Genomic DNA, 8,069 nt, shown 5'->3' on the forward strand with positions numbered 1-8,069 from the left:
ACGGCCGACAGGCGCTTCTGCTCAATTTGCAGCGAACAGGTCATGACGTGCGCCCCTCGACTCTTAGAAAATACAGAATAAATGATATCTCATGGCCATCATAGAAGACACGCGATAAAGACAGATGGTCAATCGCAGCGAGCACACGGTGTGGCGGATAGGCAGGACTAAAGTGATATCAGAAAGGCATCACTTAATCGTTTCAGGTCCGAACTTATACAAATATATACTTTTGTACAAGGTCAAATAACGTGAAGAGGATCGTGTCGACGGATGGACCGGAGCGAGGCGCGAAGGCGAACTGCGCACCGTCCACGCTCGCTTAAAACTCTGAGGGCGTGGCACGCGGCACCGGAAGCGCCGCGTGCCGTTCGCCGGTCACCCATCGCTCAAGGCACTTGCGCCCCCGCCACGCCCACGTACAGCGAATACAGTGACGTGTTGGCGGTGATGAACAGGCGGTTACGGCGCGGGCCGCCAAAGGTCAGGTTGGCGACCTTCTCCGGCAAGCGGATCTTGCCCAGCAAGGTGCCATCGGCGGCAAAACACTGAACGCCGTCGCCGGCGCTGGTCCAGACATTGCCTTGTACGTCCACCCTGAGGCCGTCGGGCACCCCCGGTTCAATCACCGCGAACACCCGCGACTGACCCAGCTCACGCCCGTTGATGACCTCGAACGCGCGGATGTGGTGGGGCCCGTCCGGATCGTGGGAGCGGCCGGAATCGGCGATGTACAGCGTCTGCCCGTCCGGGGCAAACGCCAGGCCGTTGGGTTGCACGAAGTCGTTGGCCATACAGGTGATTTCGCCGCTGTCCGGGTCGATGCGATAGACGTGACGGCCGGGCTGCTCCTCTTGCGCCTGATACCCCTCGTAGTCGGTGAGGATGCCGTAGCTGGGATCGGTGAACCACACCGCGCCGTCGCGGTGCACCACCACGTCGTTTGGCGAATTCAGGCGCTTGCCTTCAAAGCGTTCGGCCAGCACGGTGATCGAGCCGTCCGGTTCGGTGCGGGTGACGCTGCGGGTGCCGTGCTCGCAGGTGATCAGCCGGCCGCGCAGGTCGCGGGTGTTGCCATTGGCAAAATTCGACGGGCTGCGGAACGTCGAGACGCCCTGCTCCGGGGTCCAGCGCAACATGCGCTGGTTGGGGATGTCGCTCCACAACAGGTAGCCGCCGTCGTTGAACCACACCGGCCCCTCGGCCCAGCGGCATTGGTCGTACAGGCGCTCCAGCTGGGTGTTGGGCAGGATGAGGCTGTGGAAACGCTTGTCATGGCATTCATAGAGGTCGTCGGACACGGGGTCGATCCTTAATTCAGGCGCGGGCATTTTTGCGTCCGCTAACAGCGGTAATCACCGCAATGATGATCAGCCCGGTGAGAATCAGCCGCACCCCGGCACTGGCGCCGAAGGTGTTGAGCATGCTCACCAGCAGGTAAAGGAACAGCGACGCGCCCCAGATGCCGGGCACGTTGGAAAAGCCGCCGGCCACCGAGGTGCCGCCAATCACCACCACGGCGATAGAGGCCAGCAGGTATTCCTCGCCCATGCCCAGCGACGCACCGCCGGAAAAACCCGCCAGGGTCAGGCCGCACAGGCTGCCGAACACGGCGCAGAGCACGTACGTGGCGAAGCGCATGCGGCCGACCCGGATGCCCGCCAGTTCCGCGGCGCGGGCGTTTTGCCCGATGGCCAGCACCGAGCGGCCGTAGCGGGTGCGGGTCAGCACGTAACCCATGACAACCGCCACGGCGATGACCACGACCGCGAGGTACGGCACGCCGAACACCCGCCCGGTGGCGAAGGTGTAGAACTGCTCCGGCGGCGGCACCCGCACGCTGCGCCCGTAGGCGATGGCCAGGGACTGCAGGATGAAACTGGCCGACAGGGTCGCGATGATCGGCGGAATGCGCAGCAGCCGGATCAATGCGAAATTGCCGCAGCCCACCAGCACGCCAATGCCCAGCACACCGATGACCCCGAGCCAGATGTTGGCGTCCTGGCCGTCCATGAGCTTCATGCCCAGCGCGCCACTCAAGGCGATGTTGGCGGGGATCGACAGGTCGATGTTGCCAGGCCCGGTGCTGATGACGAACATCTGGCCGATGCCGACGATCGCAAAGAACGTCGAGAACGCCAGCGCGCCGGACAGCAAGGCGCCTGCGCCCTGCCCGCCGGTGAACACCAGTGTCGCCGCCCAGATCAGCAACGCCGCCAGGAACGACCACAGCCACGGCTTGCCGCGCAGCGCTGTAAAGGATGAAGGGCTCATAGCGGACGTACCTCCAGACGATTGACCGCTGCACGCAGCGCCAGGACGAAAATCAGGATCGCGCCCTGGGCGCCGATCTGCCAGTCAGGCGAAATACGGATGAACGACAGCAGCGAACCAGCCAGCACCAGGGTCAACGCGCCAAGCACCGCGCCCATTGGCGACACGCGACCGCCGACGAATTCACCGCCCCCGAGGATCACCCCGGCGATGGACAACAGCGTGTAACGCAGGGCCACGTTGGCGTCGGCCGAGGTGGTGAGCCCCACCAGAAACAGCCCCGACAACACGCCAAATCCCCCTGCCATGGCGTACATCGCCACCTTGATGCGCAGCAGCGACCAGCCTGCCTTGGCGATTGCCAGCGGATTGCCCCCGGCGCCGCGCAACACCACGCCGACGGTGGAGCGCATGAGGAAAAAGTGCATTGCCAGCCCCAGCACAATGCACACGACGATCGCCAAAGGAATCAGGGGCGGCTTGATCCGTACGAGGGCTTGCAGCCACTGCGGCGCCGTTCCTCCCGGCGAAGGCAACAGCAGAATCGCGCCGCCCACCCAGATAAACGACATGCCCAGTGTGACCACGATCGAGGGCAGGTTGCGGCTGTGGATCAGCGCGCCGAGCAAGGCGTAAACGCCAACACACCCGGCCAGCGCCAGCCAGCCAAGGAACGGGTGCTGATCCAGCAGGGTCACCGACACGCAGGCGACGAAGCTGATGAAGCTGCCCATGGATAAGTCGAGATCGTTGACGCTGATGATCAGCATCTGCGCGATGGTCGCCAGCGCGATCGGCACCGCCAGGTTGAGCATCAGGTTAAGGCCCATATAGCTCATGGCCCGGGGCTGCATGATGAAGATGGTTGCCAGCAAGACCACCAGCGACACCGCCGGCAACGCCGCCCGGAGCATGCGGGCACGCCGCGCGGCGTTGTTACGCGGCGCAACCGCTGCGCGGGTGGGCGTGTTCAACGGAGCATTCATGGGGTTTCCTCGGCAAAGGAGCTGCGCAAGATGCGCTCCTCGCTCAACTCACTGCGCGGCATGTCGAGCACGGCCTGGCCGTCGCGGAAGACATACACGTGGTCGCAATAGGTCAGCTCTTCCAGTTCGGTCGTGTACCAGATAAACGTGCGGCCGCGGGCGGCCTCCTCCATCAGGATCGAATACACCTCGCGCTTGGTGCCGACATCCACGCCACGCATGGGGTCGTCCATCAGGATGATCTGCCTGTTGGAGGCCAGCGCCCGGGCGAACAAGGCCTTTTGCTGGTTACCGCCGGACAGCGACAGGATCGGGTTGCGCATGTCCGGGGTGCGGATGCTCATGCGCTTCATCCAGTCGTCGGCCATGGCCTGCTCGGCGTCGGGGTCCAGCAGCAGGCCGCGCTTGAGCTGGCCAAGGGAGCCGACAGTGATGTTCTCGCCGATGGACCACAGCGCAAACACGCCGTCGGTCTGGCGGTCGCCGGCGACAAAGCTCGCAGCAGTGCCGTGCCTGACGCAGTCACGCAGCACTTGGGTCAGGAGTTGGCTCTGGCCGTGACCGGCCAGCCCGGACAACCCGACGATCTCCCCGGCGAATGCCTGCACCGCGCGGCCGTCCGTCTGCCGCGCCGGGCGCTGTTGCACCCTGGGGCTGCCCTGTTCGCGTCGAGAGGCGAAATCCTGTGCCGTTGGCGCTTGCTCACGGGCCGTGCCGCCCATGACTTCCACCAGCGAATCATGGGTGAAGGCCACTGCCGCCCGGGTTTCAACGACCTTGCCGTCACGCATCACCGCGATGCGGTCACAGGTGCCAAGCATTTCGCCGAGGATGTGGCTGATCAGCACGATGCTGCCGCCGGCTTCGACGAAGCGACGCACATGGCGCAACAGCTGCTCGGCAACCCGGGCGTCAAGGGATGAGGTCGGCTCGTCGAGGATGACCAGATCAAGGCGCTCGTCGACATTAATAAAGGCCCGGGCGATTTCTACCATCTGCCGCTTGCCGATGGACAAGTCGGCGACGACGTCCTCGGCGTCGATGCCATGGCCGGGGAAGATCTGCTCCAGCATTGCTTCAATCAACGCCCCGGCCCGACGCCGCCAGCCGAAACCGCGCAAGGCCGGCGACATCAGCCGGGTGTTTTCCGCCACGTTGAGGTTCGGGCACAGCGAAAGCTCCTGAAACACGCAGCGAATGCCGTGCTGACGCGCCACTTGCACCGAATAGCCCTCGCGCAGGTCACGCCCTTCGATCAGCAGTTGCCCGCAGTCGGCGGCCAGGGTGCCCGCGAGCACTTGCATCAACGTCGATTTGCCCGCGCCGTTGTGGCCAATCAGGCCCAGGCATTCACCGGCGCGCACGCTCAGGTCGACATCACTCAGGGCGCGCACGGCGCCGAACGATTTGCCGGCGCCGGCGAAGGCCACCCGAACAGGTCCATTTGCGTTCATGGTCACAATTCCTTGGCGGACCGCAGGCAGCGCGGCCCGCGATGCTCAGTTGGAAAGGCTCACAGGGAAGCTGCGGGCTTGAGCTTGGCGACGTCGTCGACGCTGTAGGTCTCGCTGACGATCCCGCCTTTGGGCAGGTCCTTGAGGCTGGCGTCGAGGGTTTGTTGGGTCACCGTCACCGCCGGCGACAACAGGTCGTGGGGCATCTGTTTGCCGTCAAGCAACTGCTGCGCGACAAAGAACGCCAGGCTGGAAATGCTCGGTCCGCTGCTGATGGAGAAGCTCTGATAGCCCTGGGTATCGCTCTGCTTCTTCCACCAGCTCAGCTCCTCTTCGCGGTTGCCGAAGATGATGGCGGGCAGCGGACGACCCGCCGCGACAAAGGCCTGGGCGATGCCGACGCCCTCGCCGCCCTGGGTCACCACAGCGTCGACCTTCGGCAGGCTGGGCAGCACACCCGACACAGCCTTCTGCGCGACGGTCGGGGACCAGTTGCCGTTCACTTCGCCGACCACTTTCAGGCTCGGGTGTTTCTGCGCGCCGGCGGTGATACCGGTGTGAATCCGTTCGTCCACCGACACGCCAGCCAGCCCGCGCACTTCCAGGACGTTGGCGCCCTGAGGGAAGCGCCCGGCCAGGTAATCCATCTGCTCGATGCCGGTCTGCTTGAAGTCCATGGAGATGCGGTAAGCGCAGGGTTCGGAGACGGTGCCATCGAAGGAGACGACGATGATGCCGGCGTCACAGGCCTGTTTCACGGCGCCGTTGAGCGCGGTCGGCGACGAGGCGTTGATGACGATGGCGTCATAGCCCTGCAGGATCAGGTTCTGGATCTGAGCGGCTTGCTCGGTGGCCTGATTCTCGGCCGTGGTGAAGCTGTCGGCCGACGCGATCAGGCCATCCTTGACGGCTTTGTCGGTGGTCTGCTGCCAGCTGGCGAGCATCAGTTGGCGCCAGGAGTTACCGGCGTAATTGTTGGAGAGCGCGATCTTCTTGTCAGCGGTATCGGCGTGGGAGGTGAGCGGCAGAGCCATCAGGGGCGCCACGGCCAGTGCAGCACAGAGCAACGAACGGCGTAGCGGATGACGACGACTTTTCATAGTTGAACCCTTGTTATTTTTATGGGGGCTGCAGAGTGGCCGACGGCGTCGGTCGCACCTTATTACGAACAGTACGCCGCCAGTCTGCACTGGGCCGGGCAGAGCGTCAGTGGTCAATCGTGCAGACCTGATGCGGGATCCCGCAACCGACCTGCAGGATCGTGCGTTCTTTTTGCCGCACAGGGGCCATAATGACCCGACTGCTGCCTGGCTCGATTACAGACGGTGTTCATTCCAGAAAGCGTTCGATTCCAACAATAAAAACAGGCTGGAGCTCATGGCACCACGACCGCACACCTTGGCCGAAGACGTGCTGCATCACTTTCTCGGCATTTCCCGCGCCCTCGCCGGCCAGCTGGATTTCCAGTCGATGATCGATGCCGTCTCCCGGGAAATCAGCCCGATTCTGCCCCACGATCACCTCGACGTGTGCCTGTTCGTCCTCGACGGCCGCGAGCACATCACCTATGAAAGCGGCGTCCACACCCTGTGGGGCGACGTCGCCCAGCCGATGCCGGTGCACACCAGCCCGATTCGCACGGTGCTGTTGGGCGAGCAGGCTTTTCTGCTGACCCACGACGCCATGAATGACGCCCGCTTCGCCTTCCCTGGCGCCATCAACCACCCGATTTTCGATGCCCGTTTGCGCAGCCGCCTGCACGTGCCCCTGCGCGCCCGGGGCACGATCATTGGCGCGCTCAGTTGCTCGAAACACACCGAGCATTTCTACACCCTTGATGACGTGCGCCACACCCAGCACGTCGCGGACCTGCTGGCCTCCTACGTATACGCCTTGCGCCAGACCGAGCAGGCCAAGCAACTGGCGATCGCCGAGGCCCAGGTGCGTGCCCGGGAAGAGGGTTTGCGTCAGGGCGCGCTGCGCCTGACCGAGGCGCTGGAGCGCGAACGGCAGCGGGTCGGCATGGATCTGCATGACCAGACCCTCGCCGACATGACGCGTCTGCACCGGCGCATCGCCCGCCTGCAGACGTTGCCGAGCGTGCCGGGCGATGATCTGCGCGCCATTGCGCGCTCCCTCAAGGACAGCATGCAGGAATTGCGACAGCTCATCGATGCGGTCAAGCCGACGGTGCTGCAGCTGTTCGGTTTTGAAGAAGGCGTTGAAGATCTGCTGCGGCGCAGCGTGCGCGACAGCGGGCTGAGCATCGAAACGCGCCTGCAGGACAGCACCGACGGCATGGGTGACAGGTTGCCAGAGTCGATGAAGATCGCGGTGTTCCGCATCATTCAGGAAGCGGTGAACAACGCCATCAAGCACGCGACGGCGGACAGCATCGTCATTCACATCAGCCTCACAGACGGCCTGTTGCAGCTGACGATTGACGATGACGGCCTTGGGCTGGACGTCGGCAATCGGTTCAACAGTGGCGGCATCCAGAACATGCAAGTGCGCGCGCAGTTGATGGCGGCGCAGTTGCACATCGAACCCGGGCCCCATGGCCGAGGCACCCGCGTGCGGGTCTGCCTGCCACTGGCTGACCTCGGCCTCGTTGATCAGCCTGCGCCGATGCCAGCGCTTGCACTTGTTACGGAGACGCCATGCAAGTCCTGCTGATTGAAGACGACCCGGTGCACCGGGCCTTCCTGCGCGAAGTGATCGAGGTCGCGCTGCCGGAATGCACGCGTTTGCTGGAGGCCGAAGACGGCCGGATCGGCGAGCAGTTGTTCAGCCAGAGCCCGGTGGATGCAGTGGTCATGGACCTGCAGATGCCCTGCCGCACCGGGGTCGAAGCGGCCAAGACCATCTGGCGGCAGCAGCCGGACACCTCGATTCTGTTCTGGTCCAATTACTCGGACGAGGCGTATGTGCGAGGCATCGCGCGCATTGTGCCTCAGGGCGCGGCCTACGGTTACATCCTCAAAACCGCGTCGGAGGAGCGTCTGCGTCTGGCGTTGCGCGGGCTGTTCATCGAGCAGCAATGCGTGATCGACCGCGAGATCCGTGGCGTGCAGCTCAAAGCCCACGATCAGCTGTCGGGCCTCAGCGACGGCGAATACGAAGTGCTACAGGACATCGCCCTGGGCCTGACCGACCGCACCATCGCCACTCGCCGTAACCTGTCGCTGCGCAGCGTGCAGAACCGGCTGCAGCAGCTGTACGAAAAGCTCGGCGTCTACCAACCCGACGACGCCGGCGAGCGCAGCACCGCGTTCAACCTGCGCGCCCGCGCCGTCAACGTCGCCCTGCTGCGCCGCCTGCTCAACCGCACCGCGCTGGAACAGGCCGAAGCCGA

General features: G+C 64.2%; 7 protein-coding genes. 2 read left to right on the forward strand and 5 right to left on the reverse strand.

The window, feature by feature from the left end; translation table 11 throughout:
* Nucleotides 1-389: 389 nt before the first annotated feature.
* The 5 genes from VF672_RS20760 to VF672_RS20780 are packed head-to-tail and all read right to left on the reverse strand — an operon-like array spanning nt 390 to nt 5,814.
* Entirely contained in the window at nt 390-1,301 is a 912-nt protein-coding gene (locus VF672_RS20760) for an SMP-30/gluconolactonase/LRE family protein (RefSeq protein WP_331106407.1), read from the reverse strand.
* Nucleotides 1,302-1,317: 16 nt separating this feature from the next.
* A complete protein-coding gene (locus tag VF672_RS20765) occupies nt 1,318-2,274 on the reverse strand; it encodes an ABC transporter permease (protein WP_331106408.1) in 957 nt (318 codons plus the stop codon).
* The gene (locus VF672_RS20770) at nt 2,271-3,260 is read right to left on the reverse strand and encodes an ABC transporter permease (protein WP_331106409.1); all 990 of its coding nucleotides are present in this window, start codon (nt 3,258-3,260) and stop codon (nt 2,271-2,273) included. The genes VF672_RS20765 and VF672_RS20770 overlap by 4 nt, the downstream gene beginning before the upstream one ends.
* A complete protein-coding gene (locus VF672_RS20775; protein ID WP_331106410.1) occupies nt 3,257-4,714 on the reverse strand; it encodes a sugar ABC transporter ATP-binding protein in 1,458 nt (485 codons plus the stop codon). Before VF672_RS20775 ends, VF672_RS20770 begins: the two co-directional genes overlap by 4 nt.
* Nucleotides 4,715-4,773: 59 nt before the next feature.
* Nucleotides 4,774-5,814, reverse strand: a complete 1,041-nt coding sequence (locus VF672_RS20780; protein ID WP_331106411.1) for an ABC transporter substrate-binding protein — start codon at nt 5,812-5,814, stop codon at nt 4,774-4,776.
* Between the two features lie 277 nt (nt 5,815-6,091).
* On the opposite strand from VF672_RS20780, the gene VF672_RS20785 reads away from it, so the two are divergent.
* On the forward strand, nt 6,092-7,390 hold the full coding sequence (locus VF672_RS20785; protein ID WP_331106412.1) for a sensor histidine kinase: 1,299 nt from the start codon (nt 6,092-6,094) through the stop codon (nt 7,388-7,390).
* A partial coding sequence (locus VF672_RS20790; RefSeq protein WP_331106413.1) for a response regulator transcription factor occupies nt 7,375-8,069 on the forward strand: 695 nt, incomplete at its 3' end. The genes VF672_RS20785 and VF672_RS20790, both read left to right, overlap by 16 nt.

Origin of the sequence: Pseudomonas sp. (assembly GCF_036387035.1) — a bacterium.
Classification (GTDB): Bacteria; Pseudomonadota; Gammaproteobacteria; order Pseudomonadales; family Pseudomonadaceae; genus Aquipseudomonas.